This is a genomic window from Amycolatopsis sp. NBRC 101858 (genome assembly GCF_030269325.1).
Classification (GTDB): Bacteria; Actinomycetota; Actinomycetes; order Mycobacteriales; family Pseudonocardiaceae; genus Amycolatopsis; species Amycolatopsis ponsaeliensis.
This window is the reverse complement of record NZ_BSTD01000002.1, coordinates 1,267,773-1,294,489: the sequence shown is the minus strand read 5'-3', so window position 1 is coordinate 1,294,489 and position 26,717 is coordinate 1,267,773. Positions and strand designations below refer to the sequence as shown.

Genomic DNA, 26,717 nt, shown 5'->3' with positions numbered 1-26,717 from the left:
AGCATGTCGCAGAATCCATCCGGGGCCGCCCTGCCGCTGTCGGCCGCGCAGCTCGAAGTCTGGTACGCCCAGCAGCTCGACCCGGGCAACCCGATCTGGAACATCGCCGAGTACTACGAGATCGACGGCCCGCTGCGCGAGGACGTCTTCGCCGACGCCGTGCGCCGCGCGGTCACCGAGGCGGAGTGCCTGCGGGTGCGGTTCCACGCCGAGGGCGACACCGTGCGCCAGGTCGTCGAGCCGCTGACCGGGTCGCCGTTGACGCTGCTCGGCTTCGATGCCGAGCAGGACGCGCTCGAGTGGATGCGGGCCGACGTCCGCCGTCCCGTGGACCCGGCGGATCCCGGCGCGGCCCTGTACGAGATGGCGCTGCTGCGGCTGGCTGACGAAAAGCACTACTTCTACACCCGCGCGCACCACGTCCTGTGGGACGGCTTCAGCGAGGCGGTGTTCGCCCGCCGCGTCGCCACGATCTACACCGCGCTCGTCGACGGAACCGACCCGGCCGAAGGCGCGTTCGAGCCGCTGTCGGTGCTGCTCGCCGACGAACAGTCCTACCTGGACTCGAAGCAGGCGGAGCGCGACCGCGAGTTCTGGGCCGGCCGGTTCCCGGAGACCCCCGAGCTGACCACCGTGGCGACCCGCCCGGTGGTGCCCGCCGACGGCTTCCTCCGCCGCGGTGCGACCCTGGACCCGGCCGCCGCCGCGGCCCTGCGCGCGCTGGCCTGGGAGGACCGGGCCGCGTGGCCGACGTTCGTGATCGCCGCGATGGGCGCGTACCTGCAGCGGCTGACCGGCGGCCCCGAGGTCGTCCTCTCGCTGCCGGTGACCGCCCGCACCACCGACGCGACCCGCGCGATCCCCGGCATGCGCGCCAACGTGCTGCCGCTGCCCCTGGCGATCCGCCCGGCGATGACCCGCGGCGAGCTGCTCGGCCACGTCGGCAAGGAGGTCCGCCGGACGCTGAAGCACCAGCGCCACCGCGGCCGCGAGGTGCGCGGGCTGATCGGCCTGCCGCCGACCGACACGCGGCCGTTCGGGCCGGAGCTGAACGTCGCGTCCTTCGTGGAGCAGCTGCGCTTCGGGCCGTGCCCGGGCCGCACGCACAACCTGTCCACCGCGCCGAACGACGACCTTTCCATCACCGTCTACGACAGCGAGGACGGCGGGCTCGGCGTCCTCTTCGACGGCAACCCGAAGCTCTACACCGAGGCCGACCTCGACCGGCTGGCCCACCGGTTCCTCGGCTACCTGCGCGACCTGGGGGACTGGCCGGCGGACCGGCCGCTCGGCGGGATCGACGTGCTCGCCCCGGCCGAACGCGCGCTGCTGGCCGGCTGGACCGGCACCAGCGGCGCCCCGGAATTCACCGGCGTCGTCGAGCGGATCGACGCGATCGCCGCCGCCCGGCCCGACGCGGTCGCGGTGGTCGACGACGCCGGTGAGACCACCTACGCGGACCTGTGCGGCCGGGCGGCCGCCGTCGCGCGGCAGCTGCGGGAGCGCGGGCTGGCGAAGGGCGACCGGGTCGGCATCCTCGACGGGCCCGGCACCGGGTTCATCGCGGCGATGGTCGGCGTCTGGGCCGCGGGCGGCGCCTACGTCCCGCTCGACCCGCGGGCGCCGGGCGCCCGCACGGCGCAGCTGATCGCCGAAAGCGGGGCCACGGCGGTGATCGCGGCTCCCGCGTACCGGGAGGCCGTCGTCGCGCTCGGCGTGGACCCGCTCGTGCCGGCCGGAACCGCCGGCCGGCTGCTCGACGCGGCGGTGCCGGCCGAGGCCGACGACCTCGCCTATGTCTTGTTCACCTCCGGTTCCACCGGCACGCCCAAGGGTGCGATGGTCACCCACGGCGGGCTGGTCAACCACCTCCAGGCGAAGATCGACGACCTGGACCTGCGCGGCGAGGACGTCGTGGTGCAGAACGCGCCGCTGTCGTTCGACATCTCGATCTGGCAGATGGCCTGCGCCTTGGTGCTCGGCGGCCGCGTGCGCGTCGTCGGCCGCGAGGTCGCCGGCGACCCGGCCGCGCTGTTCGGCGTCACCGCCCGCGAGAGCGTGACGATCCTCGAGGTCGTGCCGTCGCTGCTGCGGGCCGCGCTCGACTCCTGGGACGACGGTGCCCCGACGCCGGCGCTGCCGCTCCTGCGCGAGCTGGTCGTGACCGGTGAGCCGCTGCCCCCGGACCTGTGCCGCCGCTGGTTCTCGCGGTTCGCCGGGATTCCGATGGTCAACGCCTACGGGCCGACCGAGTGCGCCGACGACGTCACGCACGCGGTGCTCACCTCCGCCAGCCCGCTCGACGGGCCGCTGGTGCCGATCGGGCACGCCGTGCGCAACACGCGGCTCTACGTGCTCGGCGACGGCCTGCGCCCGGTCCCGCCGGGCGTCCCGGGCGAGCTGTACGTCGCCGGGCACGGGGTCGGCCGCGGCTACCTGGCCGACCCCGGCCGCACCGCCACGACGTTCCTGCCGGACCCGTTCCAGCCCGGCTCGGGCGCGCGGATGTACCGCACCGGCGACATCGTGCGCCACCGCGACGACGGCCAGCTCGAATTCCTCCGCCGCCGCGACCGCCAGGTCAAGATCCGCGGCCATCGCATCGAGATCGGCGAGGTCGAGGTCGCCCTGCGCGCGCTGCCCGGCGTCACCGACGCCGTGGTGGTCGTCGGCACCGACCCGGCGGGGCAGAAGCGGCTCGTCGGCTACGTTGTCGGCGACGGCGACCCCGAGCAGTGGCGGGCCGCGACGGCCGAACGGCTGCCGGGCCACCTCGTGCCGTCGGTGTTCGAAGCGCTGCCGGCGCTGCCGCTCACCCCGAACGGCAAGGTCGACCTCAAGGCCCTCCCCGAGCCCCGGGTGGACACCGGCGCCGACGTCCGCGCCCCGCGGACCGCGAACGAAGAGCTCGTCACGACGGCGTTCGCCGAAGTCCTCGACGTGGCGCGGGTCGGCGTCGACGACAGCTTCTTCGACCTCGGCGGGCACTCCCTGCTCGGCACCCGGCTGATCGGGAAGCTGCGCCGGGCCACCGGGATCGAGCTTTCCCTCAAGGACCTGTTCGGCGCGCCGAAGGCCGCCGACCTGGCCGCGCTGCTCGACGGCCCGCTCCGGCCCCGGCCCCCGCTCGAGCGCGCCGAGCGGCCGGCGCGCATCCCGCTTTCGCCCGCCCAGCAACGGCTGTGGTTCCTCGACCGGATGGAAGGCCCGAGCGGCACCTACAACGTGCCCGCGGTGACGCGGCTGTCCGGCGACCTCGACCGCGACGCCCTCGAGCAGGCGGTCTGGGACCTCATCGCGCGCCACGAGACCCTGCGCACGGTCTTCCCCGACGACGGCGGCGAACCGCACCAGGTCGTCCTCGCCCCCGAGGCCGCCCGGCCGCGGCTGGACGTCGTCGAGACCACCGAGGACGACCTCGCCGAAGACTTGGCCGAGGCGGGTGCGCACGTCTTCGACCTGGCCACCGAGATCCCGGTGTGCCCGACGCTGTTCGAGCTGGCCGAGCGCGAGCACGTCCTGCTCGTGGTGGTGCACCACATCGCCGCCGACGGCTGGTCGGCCGCCCCGCTGGCCCGCGACCTGAGTGCCGCCTACAACGCCCGCAAGCGCGGGCAGGCGCCGGACTGGACGCCCCTGGAAGTCCAGTACGCCGACTACACGCGCTGGCAGACCGAACTGCTCGGCGCCGACGACGACCCGGGCAGCCTCGCGAACGAGCAGATCGAGTACTGGCGGGCCGAGCTCGTCGGGCTGACCACCGACCTCAACCTCCCGCTGGACCGGCCGCGGCCGGAGAACCGGACGCCGCAGGGCGACACGCTCCACTTCCCGCTCGGCGCCGGGCTGCACGCGGGCGTCACCGAGCTGGCCAGGACGTCCGGCGCCACGCCGTTCATGGTCGTGCAGGCCGCGCTGGCGACGCTACTGTCGCGCCTCGGCGGCAGCACGGACATCGCGCTCGTCAGCCCGGTCGCCGGGCGCACCGAGCCGGTGCTCGACCCGCTGGTCGGGCTGTTCCTCAACACCGTGCTCCTGCGGACCGACCTGTCCGGCGACCCGAGCTTCCGCGCCCTGCTCGCCCGGGTGCGCGAAACCGACCTCGCCGCCTACGCACACCAGGACGTGCCGTTCGAACGGCTGATGGAGACCATCCGCCCGGCGCGCTCCGGCGGCGCGAAGACGATGTTCGAGGTCATCCTCACCTTCCAGAACAACGAGCGGCCCGAAGTCACGATGGACGGGCTGGCCGGCCACTTCGAGCTGGCCACCAACGGCACCGCGAAGTTCGACCTGTCGTTCGACTTCGTCGAGGACTTCGGCGCCGACGGCACCCCGGCCGGGATCACCCTCGGCCTCGAGTACAGCACCGACCTCTTCTTCGAAGACACCGCCCGCCTGCTCGGCGAACGCTTCCTGGCCGTGCTCGCCTCCGCCGTCGCCGATCCCGGCCGGACGCTGTCCACTTTGGACCTGCTGGCCGCGGGGGAGCGCGAGACGCTGCTCGGGGAGTGGAGCAAGCGCGCGGCCGGCGTGCCGGAGCTGCTGGCCGGCCTGCCGGTCGCCCCGCCCGCGCGACCGCGCGTGTACCTGCTGGACGAGCACCTGCGGCTCGTCCCGCCCGGGGTGCCGGGGTGGTGGTACGTCGCGTCGAGCCGGCCGCTGACGACGACGGCGGACGCCGACCCCGTCGCGCTCGCCACGACGCTCGTGCCCAGCCCGTTCGGCAAGGCGGGCACCCGGATGGCCGCGACCGGCCGCCGGGGCCGGTGGAGCCGCTACGGCGAGCCGGAAGTCCTCGAGCCGGTCCGGCCGGCGGCCGCCGAACCCGAGGTCGTCGGCCCGCGCTCCCAGGAGCCGCGCACCCCGGGCGAAGAGATGCTGTGCCGCCTGTTCGCCGAGGTGCTCGGCCGCGAGAGCGTCGGCATCGACGACAACTTCTTCGAGTGCGGCGGGCATTCGCTGCTCGTCACCAAGCTGGTCGGCCGGATCGAGGCCGTCCTGCACGCCGGGCTGACCATCCGCGACGTCTTCGAGAACCAGACCCCGGCGCAGCTCGCGACCCGGCTCGGCGGCACGGGCACGCGGCCCGCGCTGACCGCGGGCCCGCGTCCCGGCCGGGTGCCGCTGTCGTTCTCGCAGCAGCGGCTGTGGTTCCTCAACCAGTTCGAGGGTCCCGGCGCCACCTACAACATCCCGATCGCCTTGCGGCTGACCGGAAACCTCGACGTCGACGCGATGCGGACCGCGCTGCGGGACCTCGTCGAGCGACACGAAGTGCTGCGCACGGTGTACCCGCAGGTCGACGGCGAAGGCGTGCAGCTCGTGCTCGCCGCGACCGAAGCGGAGCCGGAGCTGCCGGTCGTCGAGACCTCGGCGGACCGACTCGACGAGGTGCTCCGCGAAGCCGCGCGCACGGCGTTCGACGTGACGCGGGACGTGCCGCTGCGGCCGACCCTGTTCGCCGTCGGCCCGGAGGAGCACGTGCTCCTGCTGGTGCTGCACCACATCGCCGGCGACGGCTGGTCGGCCGCGCCACTGGCCCGCGACCTCGCCCAGGCCTACGCCCGCCGCCTCGACGGCGTCGCCCCGGACTGGGCGCCGCTGCCGGTGCAGTACGCGGACTACGCGCTGTGGCAGCGCGAGCTGCTGGGCGACGCCGGCGACCCGGAAAGCCTGCAGGCGCGGCAGCTCGCGTACTGGAACGAGGCACTGGACGGCCTGCCCGGCGAGCTGCCGCTGCCGGTCGACCGCCCGCGCCCGGCCACCTCGACCTACGTCGGCGACATCGTCCCCTTCACCCTCGACGCGGACCTGCACACCCGGCTCGACCGGCTGGCCGCCGAGACGGGCACGACGGTGTTCATGGTGCTGCAGGCCGCCGTCGCCACGGTGCTCGGCAAGTACGGCGCAGGCGACGACATCCCGCTCGGCACGCTGGTCGCAGGCCGCACCGACGCCGCGCTGGCCGACCTGGCCGGGTTCTTCGTCAACACGCTCGTGCTGCGCGTGGACCTCGCCGGCGACCCGGCCTTCCGGGAGCTGCTGGGCCGGGTCCGGGAGACCGACCTCGCCGGGTACGGCAACCAGGACGTCCCGTTCGAACGGCTCGTCGAGGTGCTCAACCCGCCGCGCGTGCGGGCCCGGCACCCGCTGTTCCAGGTCGCGATCACGTTGCACAGCAACGAAACCCCGCGCGTGGAGCTGCCCGGCCTGACGCTGGGCGGCGAGCTGGTCCCGACCGGCACCGCGGACCTGGACCTGCACTTCGAGTTCGCCGAAGAGCGGACGGACGACAACACCTGCGCCGGCGTCGTCTCGCTGATCAAGTACAGCACCGACCTCTTCGACCGCGAGACGGTGCAGCGGCTGGCCGACGGGCTGGCGCGGTTCCTCGATCGCGCGCTCACCCGGCCGGAGCTGCCGCTCAGCCAGGTCGGGGTGCTCAGCCCCGCCGAGGAACGCCGGCTGCTGGTCGACTGGAACGACACCGGACGCCCGCTCGGCATGACCGACGTCGTGGCCCGCGTGCGGGAGTTCGCGGGGAGCTTCCCGGAGCGGGTCGCGGTCGGTGACGAGCACGGCGAAACGACGTACGCGGAGCTCGTCCGCCGCGCGAACGCCGTGACCACCCGGCTGCGCGACGCCGGGGCGGTGACCGGCTCGCTGGTCGCGCTGCTGGCCGAGCCCGGCGCCGGTTACGTCGCGGCGGTGCTGGGTGTGCTCGGTGCCGGCTGCGCCTACCTGCCGCTGGACGCCGCCGCGCCGCTCGTCCGGAACGCCGGTCTGCTGAACGAAAGCGCTCCGGTCGTCCTCCTGGCCGACCCGGCCCACGGGACGCTCGCCGCCGAACTGGCCGGCGGGGTCCCCGTCCTGACCCTCGACGGCGAAACCGCCGAGGACGCGCCGCCGCTGTCGGGCGACGAGCTGGACCTGGCGTACGTGCTGTACACGTCCGGGTCGACCGGTCGGCCCAAGGGTGCCATGGTGGCGCGCCGCGGCATGGCCAACCACCTGCTCGCGAAGGTCGAGGACCTCGCGCTCGGCGAGCGGGACGTCGTGGTGCACAACGCGCCGGTCACCTTCGACATCTCGGTCTGGCAGATGCTGGCGCCGCTCGTCGCCGGCGGGCGGGTCCAGGTGACCGGCCGCGAGTCCGCGCGCGATCCGCGTGCCCTGTTCGCGACGGTGGCCGAGCACGGCGTCACCGTCCTGGAGATCGTGCCCTCCCTGCTGGCCGCCACCCTCGATGCCTGGGAGATCGAGGGTGGCGCGCCGGCGCTGCCCGCCCTGCGCCTGCTGGTCGTCACCGGCGAGGCCCTGCCGCCGCGATCCTGCGCACGCTGGCTCGCCCGGTTCCCGGACGTCCCGCTGGTCAACGCCTACGGGCCCACGGAGTGCTCGGACGACGTCACGCACGCGGTTCTGACGACCGCGCCGGAGGGCTCGCGGACGCCGATCGGCTCGCCGCTGCGCAACACCGCGCTCTACGTCCTGGACGACCACCTGCGGCCGGTCCCGGCCGGCGTGCCGGGCGAGCTGTACGTCGGCGGGCTCGGCGTCGGCCGCGGGTACCTGGCCGACCCGGGCCGCACCGCCGCGACCTTCCTGCCGGACCCGTTCCGGCCGGTGCCGGGGGAGCGGATGTACCGCACCGGTGACCTCGTCGTGCTGCGCGCCGACGAGCAGCTGGAGTTCCTGCACCGCCGCGACGACCAGGTCAAGATCCGCGGCAACCGCATCGAGCTCGGCGAGATCGAGGCCGCGCTGCGGGCCCAGCCCGAGATCCGCGACGCGGTCGTGCAGCCCCACGGCGACGAGCTGGCCGCCTACGTCGTGCTGCACAGCGACATCCCCGACGACGAGCTGCGCGGGCGGCTCGCCCGCGCCGTGCCCGGCTACATGGTGCCCGGGGCCTACGTCCGGCTGGAGACGCTGCCGCTGACCCCGAACGGCAAGGTCGACCGCAAGGCACTGGTGCCGCCGAGCACCGGCGCGGCCGAACCCGGCCGGGCCCCGGAAACCGAGCGCGAACGGCGGCTGCTGGCCCTGTTCGCCGAAGTGCTGGGCCGCGAAGTCGGTGTCACGGACGACTTCTTCGCCCACGGCGGGCATTCGCTGCTGGCCACCCGCCTGGCCAGCCGGATCCGCACCGAGCTGGACGCCGAGGTGTCCGTCCAGGACCTCTTCGACCACCCGACGGCCGCCGGGCTCGCCGGCCGGCTGGACCGCGCGCGGACCCGCGCCGCGCTGGTGGCCCGGCCGCGTCCCGGGGTGCTGCCGCTGTCGTTCGCGCAGCAGCGGCTGTGGTTCCTCAGCCGGTTCGAGGAGCAGAGCGCGGCGTACACGCTGTCCGTTGCGGTGAAGCTCACCGGCCCGATCGACACCGGTGCCCTCTCGGCCGCCTTCGACGACGTCGTCGCGCGGCACGAGAGCCTGCGGACGGTGTTCCCCGAGCACGACGGGGTGCCGTACCAGCAGATCGTCGAGGTCACCGGGGTGTTCACCGCCGCCGACGTCACTGCTCGCGAGCTGGACGGCGCCGTGCGCGCCGCCACCCGGCGGGGCTTCGACCTGGCGGTGGAGCCGCCGATGCGGGCCACGCTGCTCAGCACCGGCGAGCGGGCGCACGTGCTGGTCGTCGTCGTGCACCACATCGCCGCCGACGGCTGGTCGTTCGGGCCGCTGACCCGCGACCTCTCGCACGCCTACGCCGCCAGGCTGGCCGGGCGGACGCCGGACTGGGCGCCGCTGCCGGTGCAGTACGCGGACTTCGCGTTGTGGCAACGGGACCTGCTCGGCGCCGAGGACGACCCGGACAGCCTCGCCGCGCGGCAGCTGGCGCACTGGCGCACGGCCCTGGCCGGCGTCCCCGACCAGCTGGAGCTGCCGACCGACCACCCCCGGCCCGCCGTGGCCGACGGGCGGGGCGACCGCGTGTACTTCGAGCTGGACCGCGAGCTGCGGGCCGGTCTCGAACGGCTCGCCGCCGCCGCCGGGGTCAGCGTGTTCATGGTGCTGCAGGCCGGGCTCGCCACGCTGCTGGCGAAGCTCGGCGCGGGGGAGGACGTCCCGCTGGGCACCCCGGTCGCCGGGCGCACCGACGACGCGCTCGACGACCTGGTCGGCGTCTTCCTCAACACCCTCGTCCTGCGCACCGACCTCGCCGGCGACCCGACCGTCGCCGAGCTGCTGGCCCGGATCCGCCAGGCCGACCTGACCGCCTACGCCCACCAGGACCTGCCGTTCGAGCGGCTGGTCGACGTGCTCAACCCGGCCCGCTCCCAAGCGCGGACCCCGCTGTTCGGCGTGCTGCTGGTGCTGCACAACAACGCCGGGGCGAGCCTCGAACTGTCCGGAGTGGACGCCGAGGTGCTGCCGGAGCCCACCGGCACGGCCCGGTACGACCTGGCGTTCGAATTCACCGAGCACGAAAGCGGGTTCGGCGGGTTCGTCGAGTACCGCACCGAGCTGTTCGAAGCGGAGACCGTGACGCGGATGGCGGAGCGCCTGAGCACCGTCCTGCGGGCGATGGCCGGCGATCCGGGGAAGCGGCTCGGTGCGATCGACGTGCTCGACGCCGAGGAGCGCGCCCGGATCCTGGTGGCCCGCAACGACACCGCGCGCGAGCTGGCCGCGGCGACCCTGTCCGACCGGCTGCGGCTGACCGCCCAGCGGGCCTGGGACACGGTCGCGCTGGTGGCCGGCGACACCGAGCTCACCTACCGCGAGCTGGACGCCCGGGCGAACGGGCTGGCCCGCGTGCTGGTCCGGCACGGCGCCGGGCCGGAGGCGGTGGTGGGCCTGGTCCTGCCGCGCTCGGCGGACCTGGTCGTCGCCGTGCTCGCGGTGCTGCGGACCGGCGCCGCGTACCTGCCGATCGACCCCGGCTACCCGGCCGAGCGGGTCGCCTTCATGCTCGAAGACGCGGCCCCCGCGGTGGTCGTCACCACCCCGGGCACCGAGACGGGCAGCGCGCCGCGGGTGCTGCTCGACGACGCCGTTCCGGCGGAGTCCTACCCCACTCCGCCGGACGGTGTCGTCACCCGGCCGGAGAACCCCGCGTACATCCTGTACACGTCGGGGTCCACCGGCCGCCCCAAGGGCGTCGTCGTCCCGCTCGGCGCCCTGGCGAACCTGCTGGACGACATGGTGACCCGCACCCGGATCGCCCCGGACGACAGCTTCCTCACGGTCACCACGCCCGGGTTCGACATCGCCAACCTGGAGCTCCTGGTGCCCCTGCTCGCCGGGGCGCGGCTGGTGGTCGCGGCCCCCGACGAGGTCCGCGACCCCGCGGTGCTCGGCGAGCTGATCGTCCACACGGGAGCGACGATCATGCAGGCGACGCCGACGCTGTGGCAGGAGCTGGCCGAGACGGCGCCGGAGACCCTGGGCGGGCTGCGGGCGCTGATCGGCGGCGAGGCGGTCAGCCGCGCGCTGGCCGACCGGCTCGGCGCGGTCACCCGGGGCGTCACCAACGTCTACGGCCCCACCGAGACGACGATCTGGTCGACCGCGGCCGACCTGACCGCCGGGCCCGATCGGCCGGGCGCGCCGACGATCGGCGTCCCGCTGGCCAACACGCAGGTCTACGTCCTCGACGCCCGGCTGCGGCCGGTGCCGGACGGCGTCCCCGGCGAGCTGTACATCGCCGGCGCCGGGCTCGCGCGGGGCTACCTGAACCGCCCGGGCCTCACCGCGCAGCGCTTCGTCGCCGACCCGTTCGGCGCGCCGGGCACGCGGATGTACCGCACCGGCGATCTGGTGCGGTGGGGCGCCGACGGGCAGCTCGACTACGTCGGCCGGACCGACCACCAGGTGAAGCTGCGCGGCTTCCGCATCGAGCTCGGGGAGATCGAAACCGCGCTCCTGGCGCTTCCGGAGATCGGCCGGGCCACGGTGATCGTGCGCGAGGACGTCCCGGGCGACCGGCGGCTCGTGGCCTACGTCGCCGGTGACGGGGTCGAACCGGCGCAGGTGCGGGCCCGGCTGGGCGAGACCCTGCCGGACTACATGGTCCCCGCCGCGGTGGTCGTGCTCGAGCGCTTCCCGCTGACCGCCAACGGGAAGCTCGACCGTTCGGCGCTGCCCGCGCCGGCGGCCACGATCACCGCCGGCCACGACCGGCTGCGGACCCCGGCCGAGGACCTGCTGTGCGCGGCGTTCGCCGACGTGCTCGGCGTGCCCGCGGTCGGCCTGCACGACGACTTCTTCGCCCTGGGCGGTCATTCGCTGCTGGCGACGCGGCTGCTGAGCCGGGTCCGCGACCGGCTGTCCGGCGGGCTCGGCATCCGTGACCTGTTCGACCACCCGACGCCCGCGCGGCTGGCCCGGCGGATCGAGAGTGCCGACGGGGGGACGTCGTTCGACGTGCTGCTCCCGCTGCGCCGGGAAGGCACCCGCGAACCGCTGTTCTGCGTCCACCCGGCCGGCTGCGTCAGCTGGTCCTACCACGGGCTCGCCGCGCACCTGGCCGACCGGCCGCTGCACGGCCTGCAGGCCCGCGGGATCGTCGACGACGCCGTGCTGCCCGCCGACGTCGGCGCGATGGCGGCGGACTACCTGGCGGAGATCCGCCGGGTCCAGCCGCACGGGCCCTACCACCTGCTGGGCTGGTCGTTCGGCGGCGTGGTCGCGCACGAGATCGCCTGCCGGCTGCAGGACGAGGGCGAGCACGTGGCCCTGCTGGTGAGCCTCGACAGCGCCCCCGGCAGCGACGACGACCTGCCCGGCGACGAGGAGCTCGCGGCGATCGTGCTGCGGTTCTTCGGTTACCGCGGCGACGAGGAACCCGTGCGCGGCCCCGACTTCGCCGGCCTGCGCGAGCTGTTCGCGCGGGAAGCCAACCCCCTGGCGGAGCTGACCCCGGAGCAGCTGAAGCGGTGCTTCGCCGCCTGGCGCAACAACCTGAAGCTGCAGAAGGAGTTCGTGCCCCGCACCTTCCGCGGCACCCTGCTGCACTTCGCCGCGGCCGCCGACGCGGGCAACCGCACCGCCGCGGCGTGGACGTCCCATGTGGACGGTGCGGTCGCCGTGACCGGCGTGGCGGCCGGGCACGACGCCATGACCGGAGCCGAGCCGCTGCGGCGGATCGGCGCGGCGATCGAGAAGTACCTCGCGAACGAAAGGAGCGATCGGTGACCAACCCCTTCGACGACGAGACGGGCACCTTCCACGTGGTCGTCAACGCCGAAGACCAGCACGCCCTCTGGCCCGTGTTCGCCGAACTGCCCGACGGGTGGGACCGCGTGCACGGCCCGGAGACCCGCGCGGCCTGCCTCGCCTACGTCGAGGAGAACTGGCGGGACCTGCGTCCGCGCAGCCTCGCCGCCAAGCACGCCGAATAACCCGAACGACCCCGAACCGGAACGAAGGAAGAACGACGATGACCAGCACCGAAACCTCCACGCGCACCGCCCGGATCAAGGAGATCGTCTGCGACGTCCTGGAGATCGACGAGGACGAGATGACCCCGACCAGCCTCTTCATCGACGACCACGGCGCCGACTCGCTGCTCGCGATCGAGATCCTCGCGTTGCTGGAGAAGGAGTTCAAGGTGACCATCGAGCAGGCCGAGCTGCCGCGGATGGTGAACCTGACCGCCGTGCACGAAGTGGTCGCAGAGAGCGCGGGCTGGTGACCGGCCACCGGGTGGTGCTCACCGGGCTCGGCGCGCTGTCGAGCATCGGCCTCGGCGCCACCGAGTTCGCGGCCGGCCTGCGGGCCGGGCGCAGCGGCGCCCGGGACATCACCGCGTTCGACACCACCGGGTTCGAGCACTCCCGCGGCTGCGAGGTGCGCGGGTTCGAACCCGGCGACTGGATCCGGAACCTGCCGGTGGAGTCGCTGGGCCGGGCCAGCCGGTTCGCGGTGGCCGCGGCCCGGATGGCGCTCGAGGACGCGGGCCTGACGCCCGAACTGTTGCGGTCCCGCCGCGGGATGGTGGCGGTCGGGACGACCGATGGCGAGTCGAACGAGTTGGACGAGCTGGCCGCGGCCGGGATCGCCGGCGGGCCGGAGTCGCTGACGCCGCAGCAGGTCCGGCGGGTGCCGCCGAGCCGGCTCTCCACGGCGATCGCCCGGGAGCTGGAACTGGGCGACGTCGAGGCGACCACCATCGCCACGGCGTGCTCGGCGGGCAACTACGCGCTCGGCTACGGCTTCGACGCGGTCAAGGCGGGCGAGGCCGAGTTCGCGCTGTGCGGCGGCGCGGACGCGATCTGCCGCAAGACCTTCGCCGGGTTCTACCGGCTGGGCACGATCGCGCCGGACAACTGCCGCCCCTTCGACATCGGCCGCAAGGGCATCCTCACCGGCGAAGGCGCCGGCGTGCTCCTGCTGGAGACGCTGGACTCCGCGCTCGCCCGGGGCGCCCGGATCCACGCCGAGGTGCTGGGGTACGGCCTGAACTGCGACGCCTACCACCAGGTGGCGCCGAACCAGGACGGCGTCGCGCAGTGCATGCGGCTGGCGCTGGAGGACGCCGGGCTCGACCCGGCCCAGGTCGACCTCGTCTCCGCGCACGGGACGGGCACGAAGGCCAACGACGTCACCGAGTGCGGGGCCATCCACGACGTCTTCGGCGCCGACGCCCCGCGCACGGTTTCGCTGAAGTCGATGCTCGGCCACACCATGGGGGCGGCCAGTGCGCTGGCCGCGATCGCCGGTGCGCTGGCGATCCGCGAGGGCTTCGTGTTCCCGACCATCAACCACGTCGAGACCGACCCGGAGTGCGCGGTCGACTGCGTCCCCAACCACGCTGTCGACGCCGAGATCGACGTCGTGCAGAACAACGGGATGGCGTTCGGCGGCAACAACGCGAGCGTCGTCCTCGGCCGCTACCCGGCACTGGCCGGGTCCGGCCGGGCAGCCTAGTGAGGGAGTGAGCAGATGAGCGCAACGGCGACCGGCGCGGTGATCACCGCGTGGTCCGCGGTGTCGCCCTTCGGGATCGACCGCAAGCATTTCCTGGACGGGCTGCGCACCGGCGAGCCCGCCCGCCACATGGCGCAGGCCGAGGGCGGGGTGCCCGGCGAACGCGGCCGGGCCGTCCCGGACTTCGACATCCGGGAGGTGCTGGGCCGCAAGGGAACCCGCGCGATGGACCGGGTGACGGCGCTGGCGGTCACCGCGGTGGGCCAGGTGTTCGACGCCGGGGCCGCGCCCGGCGGCACCGGGCTGGTGCTCGCCACGAGCGGGAGCACCCAGAGCATGATGGACTTCACCCGGTCGTCGCTGCTCGGGGACAAGCCCTACCACGTCGACCCGGCCCGCATGCCGAACACGGTGATGAACTGCGCCGCCGGCCGCTGCGCGATCTGGTACGGGCTGAACGGGCCCAACGTCACCCTGGCCAGCGGCCGGGTTTCGGGCCTGTCGGCGTTCCGCTACGCGACCCGGCTGCTCGCCCGCGGGCGAGCCGACACCGTGCTGGTGGGCGGGGCCGAGGAGTACTCCGCCGACCGGGCGTGGCTCGACTTCCACAGCCGGGAGGACGGGCCGGCGCCCCGGCCGCTCGGCGAAGGCGCCTGCATGATGCTGCTGGAGCGAGCCGAGACGGCGACCACGGGCCGGCCTCGAGCCCTTGCGATCACGTCCCGCGTCTTCGCGGCCGACGACCTGCGCGACGCGCTGCGCGACTGCGTGCACGCGGCGCTGGCCGAGGCCGGCGTCGCCCCGGTGGCGGTGGACGTCGTCGTGCCCTCCGGGGCGGGCGGGCGGACCGGCGCGCAGGAGACCGAGGTCCTCGACGGGGTGTTCGGCGCGGCCCACCGGCTCGACGTCGGCGCGCTGATCGGGGACACCGGCGCCGCGTCGGCGTGCTTCGGGGTGGTGGCCGCGCTCGGCGAGGCCGAGACCGGCGCCCGGGTCGCCGTCGTGACGTCGGCCGATGCCGACGGATCCGTGGCGTGCGGTGTCTTCGGGCTGCCGGGGGACGAGCGTTGACCGGGACGGCGAGCCCGGTCCGGGGCGAGGTGGAGGTGCTGGAGGCCGGCGTCCAGGCGGACGGCGGCTGGCACTCGAAGGCCCGCTTCGGGGTCCGCGAGATCGAACCGGTCTTCGCGGGCCACTACCCGGGACTGCCGCTGTTCCCGGGCGTCTGCCTGGTCGAGTGCGTGCACCGCGGCGCGGTCGCGGCCCGGCCGCCCGGCACCGGGGAGCTGCGGCTCGCGGAGCTGGGGTCCGCCCGGTTCGTCTCGGCCGTCGTGCCGGGTGACGTGCTCGACCTGGCCCTGGACTGGAAGCGCGAGGACGGCGGCTGGCGCGTCTCGGCCAAGATCGGGACCGCGCGCGGCCGGGCGGCGACCGTCCGGCTGCACTACGCGGAGGACCCGGCGTGATCGGCGGCGCGGGCGTGCGGGAGCTGCTGCCGCACCGGTACCCGATCCTGCTGGTGGACCGGGTGGTGGAGCTGGAACCGGGGGTGCGGGCGGTCACCGTCAAGGCCGTGACCGCGAACGAGCCGTGGTACGCGACGCTCGGCGAAGACGTCGCCGAGGAGCAGCTGGCGTACCCGGACGTGCTGCTCGTCGAGTCCTTCGCGCAGTCGGCCGGCGTGCTCGGCGTCACCGGCGGCGCGGCCGGGGCCGGGCGGGTGACGCTGATCGGCGCGGTCTCCGGCGTCCGGTTCCACGGCAAGGTGTTCCCCGGCGACCTGGTGGAGCACCGGCTGCACGTGGTCCGCGTGTTCGACGACAGCGCGATCGTCGCGGGCGAGAGCACGGCGGGCGGGCGCCCGGTGCTCAGCGTGGAGCGCATGACGCTGGCGTTCCGGCCCGAGGCGGACCTGGACACGATCGACGAAAACGGGACGGGAGAAGGATGAGCGAGGAGAGCGCGCCGCGGGTCGCCCTGGTCAGCGGCGGGTCGCGCGGCATCGGGGCGGCCGTGGTCCGGCGGCTGGCCGAGGACGGCTGGGACGTCGGGTTCTGCTACCGCTCGGACGAACGGGCGGCGACCGAGGTGGAGAAGCTGGCCGGTGAGTCCGGCGTACGCGCCCTGGGGGTGCGCGTCGACGTCGGCAACGCGGCCGAGGTGCGGGACTGGGTGGACCGCGTCGAGGGCGAGCTGGGCCCGGTCGGGGTGGTGGTCACCTCGGCCGGGATCACCCGCGACCAGCCCCTCGCCCTGATGTCCGACGAGCAGTGGAACGACGTCGTCCACACCAATCTCGACGGCGTTTACCACGTCTGCCGCCCGGCGGTGTTCGCGATGATGAAACGGCGGGCCGGCTGCGTCGTGAACCTGTCGTCGGTGTCCGGGGTGTACGGGAACGCGACGCAGACGAACTATTCGGCGAGCAAAGCCGGGATCATCGGGTTCACCCGCGCGCTGGCCAAGGAGGTCGGCCGGTACGGAATCCGGGCGAACGCCGTGGCACCGGGGATCATCGACACCGAGATGACGCGCGTGATGACCGAGTCCGCCCGCGAAAAGATGCTGAAAGCCATTCCGCTGCGGCGGTTCGGAACGGTGGACGAGGTGGCCGATCTGGTTTCCTTCCTCGCCTCGCCGCGCGCGTCCTATGTCACCGGTTCCGTTTTCCAGATCGACGGCGGAATCACCGTCTGAGTGCGAAGGAGTCCGTTCATGGCGCGCAGGAACGCGCAACCGCGGTGGTATTTCTCGCTGCGGAGCCCGTATTCGTGGTTCTGTTACCGGGAGCTGCTGGAAACCGAGCCCGCGGTGCTGCACGCCGCGGAGTGGATCCCGGTCTGGGAGCCCGACCCGGTCTCGGAGCGGATGCTCGCCGAGCGCGGCGTCGAGCTGCCGGTCGTCCCGATGTCGCGGGCCAAGAACTTCTACATCCTGCAGGACACCCGGCGGCTCGCGAAGGAGCGGGGCCTGCCGATGATCTGGCCCGTCGACCGGGCGCCGGTGTGGGAGGTCTCGCACCTGGCCTACCTCGCGGCGACCGACGAAGGCATGGGCCGTCCGTTCCTCGACCGCGTTTATGCGGCGCGCTGGGAACGCGGGGAGGACATTTCCGATCCCGCGGTGATCGGCGCGATCGCCGAGGGGCTCGGGCTCGACCCGGCCCGCTACGCCGGCGCGGCCGACGACGAGCAGTTGCGCCACCGCGGGATCGACGTTCTCACCCGGGTGGCCGATGACGGCGTCTTCGGGGTGCCGATGTTCGTGCTGGGCCGCGAGAAGTTCTGGGGCACCGACCGGCTCGCCCGGTTCCTCGCGGCGTGGCGGGCCCGCATGGTCACCACGCCCGCGGAATCGGTCTCAGATGAGCGGCCGGAATTCGCCGAGCTGGCGAAGGCCGTCTCGGATGGTGGGCACGCGGGTGGCTGCGGTTAGCCGAAAGTTGACGCACTGGCCAACCGAAAGTTGACAAACGGACAAAAGGTCTCGTGCCCCGTTCAGCGGACTACGCTGGGGTAGGGCGGTGGTTTCCGGTCGGGTGACCAAAAAGTGAAAGGCGAAAGAATTTCAAATACATTTCCTGCCCGTCCGGGGCAGGGTTCTTGCCCGCGGTTACCCGGCTTCGCCTGATTCGCCCGTGCTGCCCCTTGTCCGCGTGACGGCCTTGTGATTTCTTGGAGATCGATCACGGACTGTCGCAGCAGGCGCACCCAGTGGAGCGGTCTTCGCTCGCCCGGGTGGGCCCGCGCAGCGGAAACGGTAGGTGGCACTTGTCTTCCCGGATCCCGTTCCCCGCACCGCCGGCCAGGCTGGTGGGGCGTCGGCGAGAACTCGACCGCTTCATCGAGAGCAGGCGGTACGCCGGGGACGGCCACGGCCACGCCCTGCTCGTGCGCGGCCCGGCGGGGATCGGCAAGACCAGCCTCCTCGCCGCGGCCCTGCACGACGCGGCGGCCGACCTGCCGGAGCCGGGCCGGATCCTGACGGCCGCGGCGGTGCGGAAGGACGCGAACACCGCGTACGGCGTCGTGCGGGACCTGTTCGCCCCCTTGGGGTTGACCGGGGAAGCGGGCGAGTCCCTGCTGCAGGGCAGCGCCCGGTTCGCCCGGCACGCGCTGACCACGGACGCGGTCGCGGAACCGCTCGCCGTGAGCTCCTACGCCGTGCAGCACGGGCTGTACTGGCTGGCCGCCACGCTCGCGACGCCGGGGCCGCTGATCCTCGTCGTGGACGACGTGCAGTGGTGCGACGAGAGTTCGCTGCGCTGGCTGGAGTTCCTGGTGCGCCGGGCCGGTGATCTCCCGCTGCTCGTCGTGCTGGCGCAGCGGAGCGGCACGGCGATCTCGGCGGACGGGACTCTCGCGGAGATCGCGGGTGCGCACGACACGCGGACCCTCGACCTCGGCCCGCTGCCGCTCGACGCGGTGGCCGAGCTGATCCCGGAACCGCTGGCCACGGCGGACGGGCTGTTCGCCCGCACGTGCTTCGACGAGACCGGCGGGAACCCGTTGCTGCTGCGCCGGATGCTCGGCGAGCTGGCCCGGGCGCGGACCGGCGGCGAGCCGCTCTCGCTGTCCTCGGTCGCGGGCTCGGGCCGCGCCGTCCTGGCGACCTCGACGCTCGACCGGCTCTCGGCGCCCACCCGGGCGGTCGCGATGGCCGTCGCGGTGCTCGGCGACGACGAACCGGGCCTGCTCGCCAAGCTCGCCGAAGTGCCCGCCGCCGTCGTGTCGACGGCCCTGGAAACGTTGCAGGCGCACGAAATCCTGCTCGACGGCACCCGGGAGTTCGTGCACGAGCTGGTCCGGGCGGCGATCCTCGACGCCGGGGGCGCCGGCGAGCCCGCCCGCTGGCACCGGCGGGCCGCGCGGCTGCTCAGCGACGCCGGCCGGCCGGCCGAGGAGGTGGCGGGGCACCTGCTCCTGCTGCCGGAGCTGGACGAGGGGTGGATGGCCGGCATCATGCGGGAGGCGGCCAAGAGTGCCACCGGCCGTGGCGCGCCCGGCACCGCCGCGAAGTACCTGAAGCTGGCCTTGGCGTTCGAGCCTGCCGACGTCGGCCTGCTGCTGGAGCTGGCGGCCGCGCTGGCGCCGGCGGACCCGGTCGCCGCGTTCGACTTGCTGGAGCGGGCCCGCGGGCTGGCGGGTGACGTGCGGGAGCGGGCGCGGATCGCCGTCCGGCTCGGCATGGTGGCCCTGGCCGTCCAACGCGCGCCGGAGGCGGTGACGGTGTTGCGCGACGTGGCCGGCGAGCTGGACGCCCGGCTCGGCGAACCGCGGTCGGTCGCCGACGCGGGGCTGCGCACGCTCGTCGAGTCGATGGCGCTGATCACCGGGCTCGACGAGAAGGGCACGGTCCCCGCGGCGCTCGCCCGCGTCCGCGAGCAGCCCACGCCGGCCGGCGACGATCCGGCCGAGTGCCAGCTGCTCGGGATGCGCGCGGCGGCGCGGGCACTGGAAGGCGATTCGGCGGTGACGGCGGCCGCGGAGGCGACCCGCGCCCTGCGCGTCGACCCCGCCGGGCTGGGCGGCTGGGCGGCGCTGGGTGCGGGTCTCGCGCTCCAGCTGGCCGACGAGCTGAAGCCGGCGCAGGACGCGCTGGGCCGGCTGATCGAGCACGCGAGCGGCGCCGGGGACGCGTGGACGTACTGCCTCGCGCAGTGCACGCGGGCGATGTTCTGGCACTGGGCCGGGGATCTGACGGAGGCCGGGGCGGACGCGCAGGTCAGCTACGACCTCGCCCACCAGGAATCGTGGGGCGAGACCACGACGATGCCGCGGATCGCGCTGGCGACGGTGCTGGCCCCGCGCGGCGAGGCGGCCCGTGCGGAGGAACTGCTCGACGGCATCACCCGTCCCCGGCTCGACCGGTTCGCCCTGGAGTACCACTGGTACCTCATGGCGCGCGCGGCGGCGCGTGCGGGCCTGGGTGATGCTGCGGGTGCCCTGGAACATCTGCGCCGGTGCGGGGAGAGCTTGAGCGGGGCCGGGATGGCGAACCCGGTGTTCGCGCCGTGGTGGCTGGAAGGCGCGTGCCTGCTGGCCGAGCTCGGCCGGTTTTCGGAGGGCCGCGAGCTGGCCGAGCACGGCCAGGCGCTCGCCGAGCGCTGGGGCACGCCCCGGGCGGTGGGCATGGGCCTGCTGGCGGCGGGCGTCACGACGTCCGGCGCGGCGGGCGTCGACCTGCTGACCGAGGCGGTCCGGACGTTCGAGGGCGGCCCGGGCCTGCGCGAACACCAGCGCGCGGAGTACCTGCTGGGCCGGGCACTGCTGGCCCGCGACGACCGCCGAGGCGCGCGCGAGCACTTGCGCCGAGCGGTCGACGGATGCACCCGAACGGGCGACCGCCGCCTCCTCGACGCGGCCCGCACGGCACTCCTCGCGGCCGGCGGCCGCCCGGGCCCCCAGGGAGGCTCGGCGCTCGACACGTTGACGGGCAGCGAGCGAAGGGTCGCGGAGCTGGCGGCCGGGGGCGACGGCAACCGCGCGATAGCGGAGGCGCTGTTCGTGACGGTCCGCACGGTGGAGATGCATTTGACGAGCGTGTACAAGAAGTTGAGCATCGCGGGCCGCCCGGACCTGGCCGCAGCCCTGTCCCGCCGGGACGCGGTATGAGGGACAGCGGAAGAGGTTTCGGGCTTGGCGGCGCCGGGCTGGGTCGCGCGGGGCGCGGGGTCGCCGGCGGGGGAAGGGGTCTTGCCGTGCGGTCGGCCGGAGCTGCGGCTCGCGGGCGCTCTGTGCTGGGGGCCCGGCCGGGTGGCGGGAGAAGGGGCTGGGCGGGTCGCGGCACAAGCCCTGCTCGGCGCGAGATGGTCGGCGCCGGAAGCGATTTCGTTGTGCGGCTCGCGAACCCCTCCGGCGCCGGAGGCGCCGGGTTGGAGCGGCCTGGTCGCGCGGGGCGCGGGATCGCCGGCGGGGGAAGGGGTTTTGCCGTGCGGTCGGCCGGAGCAGCGGCCCCCGGGTGCCCCGCGCCGGGGGCCCGGCCAGCTGGCTGTCGGCGCGGTGGTGAGAGAGGTGGCTGGGCGGGTCGCGGCGCAAGCCTTGCTCGGAGTGAGCCGGTTGGCGCTGGAAGCGACTTCGTTGGGCGGCTCGCGAGCCCGGCCGGCGCCGGAGGCGCCGGGCTGGGCTCGCCTGGTCGCGGGGCGCGCGGGATGGCCGGCGTTGGAAAGCGCCTTGCCCTGCGGTCGCTCCGAGCCGGGGCCGCCGGTGGCCGCCCGGCCTGCGCCGGAAGCGATTCCCTCGCGCCGCCTACCGCGCACGCCACCTACCCGCTCCACCTCCGTCCGATGTGGACTCCGGCCGGCCGGTGCGTGGGATGACCGTGCTCGCCGGGACCTCCGGTACTGACCTCCTCGCCGAGCGGGTCAGCGAAACCGCCCTGCTCACCGGCCTGCTCACCGAGCTCGAACAAGGCAACTCCGGCATCGCCGTCGTCACCGGACTGCCCGGTACCGGCCGCACCAGTCTGCTCTCGCTGCTCGCCACGCGGGGCAAAGACCGGCCGATCCAGGTGCTCAGCGCCCGGGGCTCGCTGACCGAGTCCGCGCTGCGGTTCGGTGTTGTCTCGCAGCTCGCCTCCGCCTTGCCCGATCGGACCGTGGCCCGCGCCCTCGGTGAACTGCTCGCCACCGGTGCGCTCGACGAAGGATCTCCCGAACTCTGGCACCCCTTCGTCGAGGCCGCGCGGCGGCGGCCGGTTCTGCTGCTGCTCGATGACGCCCACCTCATGGACGACAGCTCCAAAGCCTGGCTCGGCGCGCTGCTGCGGCGGCTGTGGCAGGTTCCGCTCCTCGTCGTCATCACCGGCGCCGGGGTCGTCCTGCCGTTCTTCGACCAGGAAACCGCCGAACCGTGGCAGCTTTCCGGCCTCAACTGGCACGCCACCCACGTCGTGCGGCTGCGGCCGCTGAGCCGGTCCGGGGTCGCCGAGGTCGTGCGCGCCCACGGGGCCGGGCCCGGCGGGGAGGACTTCGTCACCGAACTGCACGCCGCCACCGGGGGCAACCCCGCCCTCGTCCGCGTCGTGCTCGACCACTGCCGGACCGATCCCGAGCCGGGCGCGCGGCCGGACCGGCTGGCCGCCGACGCGCGCCGCGACCAGATGCTCGGGTTGCTCGGCCGGCTCCCCGACGACCTGCGCCGGCTGCTGCGCGCCTTCGTCGTCGCGGGGCACCTGCTTTCCCCGGAACAGCTCGGGCCGCTCGCGGGTCGGCAGACGCTGTCGCCCGCGCGCGCCTGGCGGGTGCTCGTCGGCATCGGGCTCGTGCCGGGACGCGGCCGGTGCGCCGACCCCGGGATCGCCACCTGGGTCCTCGCGGGCATGACCCGCGCCGAACGCGCCGAACTGTACGGCGCCGCCGCGGAACTGGCGCACCGGTGCGCCCTGCCGGAAGAGGACGTCGCCCGCCTGCTGCTCGGCGCCGGGCCGACCGGGACCCGGTGGGCGCTCGACGCACTCCTCACCGCCGCGCGGAGTGCCGCCGGCCAGGCGGGCGAAGCTGCCCCGTACTACCGGCGCGCCCTGCGCGAACCGCTCGCGGACACCACCCGCGCGCAGCTCACGCTCGAACTCGCCGCCGCCGACGGTGCGGCCCCGCACACCGGCGAGGTGCGGCTCGCTCGCGCGGCCCTGACCGCGACCACCGACCGGCTGCTGTGCGAACGGCTGGCCGCCGCGGACCTGCTCGTCACGCGCTGCGCCCCGGAACGCGCGGCCGGCCTGCTCACCGGGCTCGCCGCGGGCACCGATGCACCCGATCTCGGTTCCCTGGCCGCACTGCACTGGCTCGCCACCGATTCCCCGGACGGCGTGCCCGCGGTCGGCATCCCGGCCGCGGCCTACGCCGAGGACCGCCTCGACCCCGACCGCGCGGGCGCCGCCGCCTGGCTCACCGCGACCCGGGGCACGGACCCGCGGCGGGCGCGGAAACTGGCCAGGGTCGCGCTTTCGCCCGGCCGGGGCGGCACCCGCCTCTACGCGCCGCGGATCGCCGCCGCCTGGACGCTCATGGCCACCGACGACCCGCTGGAAGCGGCCGAAGGCCTGGACGGGGTGCTCGCCGACGCGCGCCGCCGGGGATCACGGGCCGCGGCCGCGCTGGCGCTGCTCTCCCGCGGCCGGCTCAGCCTGCGGCGAGGGCGCGTCCCGGCCGCCGAAGCCGACGCCGAGGCCGCGATCGAGGGCTACCCGCTCACCCGGTGGCCGCCGCCGATGGCCCGCGCGTTGCTGGGCTTGCGGATCCTGCTCGGCCTGGCCCGCGGCGACCGGGACGCCGCCGAGCGGGCGGCCGCGACCCTGGCGCGGGGGACGGCGGCGCGCCGGGGCCGCCACCACCTGGACACGCAGCTGCTGTTCGCCCGCGGCCTGCTCGACTGGACCGGGCAGCGCCCGCAGGCCGCGCTGCACCACTTCCAGGAGTGCGGCCGGATCCTGCTGAGCCGGGGCTGGGTCAACCCGGCCCTGCTGCCCTGGCGGTCGCTCGCCGGCGTCGCCCAGCGCGACCTCGGCCACCCGGAGGCCGCGGAAGAACTGGTCACGGCCGAGTGGGAACTGGCCAGGGCGTGGGGAACCCGGACCGCGACCGGGCTGACGCACCTGTTCGCCGGCATCGCGCTGCCCGCGGGGAGCGCGTCGTTCCGGCTGACCCGCGCGGTCGAATCGCTGCGGGACTCGCCGGAGCGGATCTGGTACGTCACCGCGGTGCTGCGGCTCGCCGAGGCGCAGCTCGACGCGGGCCAGCCGGCCGGGGTGTCCGGTCTGCTGCACGAGGCCGGGCGCCTGGTGAAGGCCTACCGGCTCGACGGCCAGTCGGCGCGGGTGCGCGACCTGACGGCCCGGCTCGCCGCGCAGCCCCGCCCGGCGGGCTCGGCCCAGCGCGCGGACCGCAAGCGCCAAGCCCTGTCGGAAACCTCGGCGCAGGTCGTGGACATGGTGGTGCAGGGGCTGCCGAACGCGGAGATCGCCCGGCGGCTGACGGTCGGCAAGCGGGCGGTCGAGGTGCGGCTCACCCGGATCTACCGGCACTTCGGCGTCACCGGGCGCGCCGAGCTGCGGGCGTTGTTCGCGCTGGAGGACGGGGAGTTCGGGACGCCATGCTGATCGAGCGCGACGCCGAGCTGGCGGTGCTGGCCGACCTCCTGGCGGCCGGCAGCCGGGGCACCGGTGCGCTGGCGGTGATCGGCGGGCGGCTCGGCTGCGGCCGGTCGGCGCTCCTGCACGCCGCGGCCGGGCTCGCCGGGAAGAACGGCACGCGGGTGCTGCGCGCGTCCGCCGCGCCCACGGAGCGCCGCTTCCCGCACGGGGTCGCCCGGCAGCTGCTGGAGCCGCTGGTGGCCGAAGGCCGGGAGCTGCCCGCGGAGCTGAGCCTGGTGAGCCCGCCCGACGCGGCGGCACTCGCGGCGGGCCGGCACGCCCTGCTGCACCGCTTGTGGGTGCTGGTCGCCGAAGTCGCCGCGGACCGGCCGGTGGCGCTGCTCGTGGACGACCTGCAGTGGTCCGACGCCGAGTCGCTGGGCTGGCTGGCCCACCTGGTCAACCGGCTGCGGGCGGTGCCGCTGGTCGTCGTGGCCACCGTGCTCGACGGCGACGCCGGTGCCGACCGCCCGGTGGTCGGCGACCTCGTGCGCGCGGCGGCCGTCGTCCTGCAGCCGGGGCCGCTGTCGCCGGAGGGGACGCGGGCGTTCCTCGGCCGCCACTGCGGTGAACCGGCCGGCGAACGCCTCGCGGTCGCGTGCCGCGAAGTCACCGGCGGCAGCCCGATGTTCCTGGGCGCGCTGGCGGACGCGATGCTCGCCGAGGACCTCGATCCGGCCGACGGGCACCTCGCCGAGGTGCTGGCGCTGCGGCCGACCGGCCCGTCGCACCACATCGCCCGGTGCCTGCGCGCCCAGCCGCCCCGGGTGGCGGAGCTGGCGCGAGCCTTGACGTCGTTCGGCGAGCCCGGCGACGCCGCCGCGCTCGGGCGGCTCAGCGGGCTCGACCCGGCGGACCTCGACGAGGCCGCCGGAGCGTTGCGGCGCCTGGGTTTGCTGGCCGCCGACGGCGTCCGGTTCGCCGGGGCCCGGATCGCCGAAGCCGTCGCGGGCACCATGACCGTGTCCGAACAGGACGAGCTGCGGCTGCGCGCGGCCGAGGTGCTCTACACCGACGGCGCGCCGCTGGAGCGCATCGCGCGGGAACTGCTCGCGACGACCGCCGAACCGGCGCCGTGGGGGACCGAGGTGCTGCGCGGCGCGGCCGCGGCGGCGGCCGACCGGGGCGAGGCCGAGCAGGCGGCCCAGTACCTGCGGCACGCCCTGCTGTACACGACGTCCGAACGCGGTGTGCTGCTTGCCGACCTCGTCGCGGCCGAGCGCGGGCGCGACCCCGGCGCCACGACCCGGCACCTCCAGCAAGCGCTTCCCCTGCTGCGGACCCCGGCCGAGCGGGCCGACCTGCTCTGCCGCGTCCCCGCGCTCGCGACCGCGCGCAGCCGCGAGGAAACCGAGCTGCTGCGCGGCACCCTCGTCGAACTCGCGGCGAACGGCGGCGAGGAGGATCTCCGGGCGCGGCTGGAGGCCCGGCTCTGGCTGCACGGCCAGGACAACGCGAGCACGTTCACGGCGGCGGCCGACCGGCTGCGCCGCCTCGGCCCGGACCCGGCACCGGCCGGTCCGGGGCAGCGCGAGCTCGTGGTCGCGCTCCTGCACGCGGCGACGCAGGCCGAGACGGTCCCGCGGCGGGCGGCCGCCGGCCTCGCCCACCGGGTCCTCGACCGCGAACCCGGCGGTCCCGCCCAGATGTTCACAGTGCTGCCGCTGGTGACGGCGGTGCTGGTGGCGGCCGACGCCACCGAGGGCCTGGAGTCGTGGTTGCAGGCGGCGGCGGAGCCCGGCGCGGACGAGCCCGGGCTGGCGGCGCTGCAGGCGTGGACGAACCAGGCGAAACTGTGGGCCGCGACCGGCGGCCCGGTGCGGGCCAGGGACCGCGCGCTCGAAGCGCTCGAGCACGCCGCGCCGGACTGGACCGCGGTGGTCACCGACTGCGTGGTCCTGTTGGCGCGCTTGGCGATCGAGCTGCGTGACGACGAGCTGGCGATCCGGGCCCGGGCGGCCGCCGGCGGCGCGCGGCTTGCGCCGTGGGAGCTGTCGATGGTCCACGGCGCGGTGGCGGTGACCACCGGCGACCTGCCCACGGCGATCGAGTACGTCGAGGACTACGGCCGCCAGGTGAGCCGCGCCGGCCGGACCAACGTGGCGTGGTACCCGTGGCGGCTGCTGGCCGCGACCCTGCACAGCCGGGCCGGCCGGCGCGGGCCCGCCGTGGACCTGGTCGAGCAGGAGTACGAGCACGCGCAGCGCTGGGGCGCCCCGGCGGCGCTCGGCCGGGCGCTGCGGGCCCGGGCGGCGCTGGCGGCCGGGCCCCCGGGGATCCGGCTGCTGCACGAGTCGGTGGCGGCCCTGGCGACGTCGGGGGACCGGCTGGAGCTGGCCAAGTCCCTGATCGCCCTCGGCCGCCGCCCCGGCGTCCCCGACGCGGAGGACCACCTCCGCCGGGGCCGCCGGTTGCGGTTGCTGTGCGACCTGCCCGACCCGGCACCGGGCGAGAACGCGGCCGGCCGCGGCTTCGCCTCCGACCCGGCGCTGACGACGACGGAGCAGCGCATCGTGGAGCTGGTGGCCCGCGGCGGCCGCAACCGCGACATCGCGGCCGAGCTGGGGGTCACGATCCGAGCCGTCGAGAAGCATTTGACCAGTGCCTACCGGAAGCTGCGGATCAAGGGGCGGGCGGAGCTGGTGACGGGGGCGGCCCCGGCGCCCGGTCACCACGACCTGGCGGACCCGCGCGCCGGGTGACTACCG

Annotated in this window: 12 protein-coding genes; all 12 read left to right on the top strand. The window is 75.0% G+C overall.

Annotated elements, in window-relative coordinates; genetic code table 11:
* Positions 1 to 3: 3 nt before the first annotated feature.
* The 12 genes from QSK39_RS19125 (at position 4) to QSK39_RS19070 (ending at position 26,711) form a co-directional block, all read left to right on the top strand.
* Entirely contained in the window at positions 4 to 12,144 is a 12,141-nt protein-coding gene (locus QSK39_RS19125; protein WP_285479103.1) for a non-ribosomal peptide synthetase, read from the top strand.
* Positions 12,141 to 12,350 carry an MbtH family protein gene (locus QSK39_RS19120; RefSeq protein WP_284740880.1) on the top strand — a complete coding sequence of 70 codons (210 nt, stop codon included), beginning with the start codon at positions 12,141 to 12,143 and terminating at the stop codon, positions 12,348 to 12,350. The genes QSK39_RS19125 and QSK39_RS19120 overlap by 4 nt, the downstream gene beginning before the upstream one ends.
* 38 nt (positions 12,351 to 12,388) lie before the next feature.
* Positions 12,389 to 12,643: a phosphopantetheine-binding protein gene (locus QSK39_RS19115; RefSeq protein ID WP_155547004.1), complete on the top strand. Its 255-nt coding sequence runs from the start codon at positions 12,389 to 12,391 to the stop codon at positions 12,641 to 12,643.
* Positions 12,640 to 13,878 (top strand): beta-ketoacyl-[acyl-carrier-protein] synthase family protein, encoded by a 1,239-nt coding sequence (locus QSK39_RS19110; protein ID WP_285479102.1) that lies wholly within the window; start codon positions 12,640 to 12,642, stop codon positions 13,876 to 13,878. The genes QSK39_RS19115 and QSK39_RS19110 overlap by 4 nt, the downstream gene beginning before the upstream one ends.
* Before the next feature lie 15 nt (positions 13,879 to 13,893).
* Positions 13,894 to 14,949, top strand: coding sequence for a beta-ketoacyl synthase N-terminal-like domain-containing protein (locus QSK39_RS19105; protein WP_285479101.1), 1,056 nt, complete (start codon positions 13,894 to 13,896; stop codon positions 14,947 to 14,949).
* Entirely contained in the window at positions 14,946 to 15,344 is a 399-nt protein-coding gene (locus tag QSK39_RS19100; protein ID WP_285479100.1) for a 3-hydroxyacyl-ACP dehydratase FabZ family protein, read from the top strand. Before QSK39_RS19105 ends, QSK39_RS19100 begins: the two co-directional genes overlap by 4 nt.
* Positions 15,341 to 15,829, top strand: coding sequence for a 3-hydroxyacyl-ACP dehydratase FabZ family protein (locus QSK39_RS19095; protein ID WP_285479099.1), 489 nt, complete (start codon positions 15,341 to 15,343; stop codon positions 15,827 to 15,829). The genes QSK39_RS19100 and QSK39_RS19095 overlap by 4 nt, the downstream gene beginning before the upstream one ends.
* Positions 15,826 to 16,575 carry a 3-oxoacyl-[acyl-carrier-protein] reductase gene (fabG, locus tag QSK39_RS19090; RefSeq protein WP_285479098.1) on the top strand — a complete coding sequence of 250 codons (750 nt, stop codon included), beginning with the start codon at positions 15,826 to 15,828 and terminating at the stop codon, positions 16,573 to 16,575. The genes QSK39_RS19095 and fabG overlap by 4 nt, the downstream gene beginning before the upstream one ends.
* A gap of 18 nt (positions 16,576 to 16,593) precedes the next feature.
* The gene (locus QSK39_RS19085) at positions 16,594 to 17,313 is read left to right on the top strand and encodes a 2-hydroxychromene-2-carboxylate isomerase (RefSeq protein ID WP_285479097.1); all 720 of its coding nucleotides are present in this window, start codon (positions 16,594 to 16,596) and stop codon (positions 17,311 to 17,313) included.
* A 335-nt stretch (positions 17,314 to 17,648) separates the two neighbouring features.
* Entirely contained in the window at positions 17,649 to 20,492 is a 2,844-nt protein-coding gene (locus QSK39_RS19080; RefSeq protein WP_285479096.1) for a helix-turn-helix transcriptional regulator, read from the top strand.
* A 700-nt stretch (positions 20,493 to 21,192) separates the two neighbouring features.
* On the top strand, positions 21,193 to 23,976 hold the full coding sequence (locus QSK39_RS19075) for an ATP-binding protein (RefSeq protein ID WP_285479095.1): 2,784 nt from the start codon (positions 21,193 to 21,195) through the stop codon (positions 23,974 to 23,976).
* On the top strand, positions 23,970 to 26,711 hold the full coding sequence (locus tag QSK39_RS19070) for an AAA family ATPase (RefSeq protein WP_285479094.1): 2,742 nt from the start codon (positions 23,970 to 23,972) through the stop codon (positions 26,709 to 26,711). The genes QSK39_RS19075 and QSK39_RS19070 overlap by 7 nt, the downstream gene beginning before the upstream one ends.
* The last annotated feature ends 6 nt before the right edge of the window (positions 26,712 to 26,717 follow it).

Excerpts from the sequence above, each read along its gene's own strand:
- QSK39_RS19125 (WP_285479103.1), top strand. The coding sequence starts at position 4 with ATGTCGCAGAATCCATCCGGGGCCGCCCTGCCGCTGTCGGCCGCGCAG.
- QSK39_RS19115 (WP_155547004.1), top strand. The coding sequence starts at position 12,389 with ATGACCAGCACCGAAACCTCCACGCGCACCGCCCGGATCAAGGAGATC.
- QSK39_RS19105 (WP_285479101.1), top strand. The coding sequence starts at position 13,894 with ATGAGCGCAACGGCGACCGGCGCGGTGATCACCGCGTGGTCCGCGGTG.
- fabG (WP_285479098.1), top strand. The coding sequence starts at position 15,826 with ATGAGCGAGGAGAGCGCGCCGCGGGTCGCCCTGGTCAGCGGCGGGTCG.
- QSK39_RS19085 (WP_285479097.1), top strand. The coding sequence starts at position 16,594 with ATGGCGCGCAGGAACGCGCAACCGCGGTGGTATTTCTCGCTGCGGAGC.
- QSK39_RS19075 (WP_285479095.1), top strand. The coding sequence starts at position 21,193 with ATGACCGTGCTCGCCGGGACCTCCGGTACTGACCTCCTCGCCGAGCGG.
- QSK39_RS19070 (WP_285479094.1), top strand. The coding sequence starts at position 23,970 with ATGCTGATCGAGCGCGACGCCGAGCTGGCGGTGCTGGCCGACCTCCTG.